At 42.4% G+C, this 1,100-nt stretch carries 2 pseudogenes; one reads left to right on the forward strand and one right to left on the reverse strand.

Annotation, left to right across the window (positions count from 1 at the left end):
* A pseudogene (locus GMD4S_RS09215) lies at positions 1 to 500 on the forward strand (alpha-amylase family glycosyl hydrolase); the annotation flags it as partial.
* Here the strand turns inward: GMD4S_RS09215 and GMD4S_RS09220 are convergent.
* Positions 496 to 1,080, reverse strand: a pseudogene (locus GMD4S_RS09220) (ABC transporter ATP-binding protein); the annotation flags it as partial. The pseudogenes GMD4S_RS09215 and GMD4S_RS09220 overlap by 5 nt on opposite strands.
* Between the last annotated feature and the right edge of the window lie 20 nt (positions 1,081 to 1,100).

The raw sequence follows: 1,100 nt of genomic DNA on the forward strand, positions 1-1,100 counted from the left end.
AGCCCTTTACTATCAATGGCTGGACTCACTTTACTTTCGATGGTCGCCAAGATACCTACAATGACTTCCACTGGCACTGGTACCACTTTACAGGTACAGACTACGATGCCAAACGCCGTAAGTCTGGTATTTACCTGATCCAAGGAGACAATAAAGGTTGGGCCAACGAGGAATTGGTCGATAACGAAAACGGTAACTACGACTACCTCATGTATGCCGACCTAGACTTTAAGCACCCTGAAGTCATCCAAAACATCTATGACTGGGCTGACTGGTTCATGGAAACGACTGGTGTAGCTGGTTTCCGTTTGGATGCCGTTAAGCACATCGACTCCTTCTTTATGGGCAATTTCATTCGTGATATGAAGGAAAAATACGGTCAAGATTTCTATGTTTTTGGGGAATTTTGGAACCCAGACAAGGAAGCCAATCTAGACTATCTCGAGAAAATAGAAGAACGTTTTGACCTTGTCGATGTTCGCCTCCACCAGAACCTCTTTTGAGCAAGTTCAAGACTTGCGCACGCACTGATACGTCCAAGGCTGAAATTGGCTCATCCGCAATAACGAAATCAGGTTCCATCACAAGAGCACGGGCAATCCCGATACGCTGGCGTTGACCACCAGAAAACTCGTGTGGGTAACGGGTCAAGTGTTCTTTCAAAAGTCCAACTTCATGAATCATCTTTTGAACTTTTTCTTTTCGATCTTCTTCATCTTTAAACAAGTGATAGTTGTAAAGACCTTCAGAGATGATATAGTCAACTGTTGCACGCTCATTCAAGCTGGCTGCAGGGTCCTGGAAAATCATCTGGATGCGACGGATCAAGTCTGATGATTCCTTATGAGATTTTTTCCCATTAATTTTATGACCATCAAAGATGATTTCACCTTTACTAGTATTATTTAGACCAATAATAGCACGACCAATGGTTGTTTTCCCACTACCAGACTCACCTACAAGAGAGAAGGTTTCTCCCTTGTTGATAAAGAAGTTGGCGTTTTTAACCGCGACAAACTTCTTACTTCCTTCACCGAAGGAAATTTCTAAATCTTTAATTTCTACTAATTTTTCAGACATTTCCTTCCTCCTAGTCTTCT

It is taken from the genome of Streptococcus sp. GMD4S, from assembly GCF_000296955.1.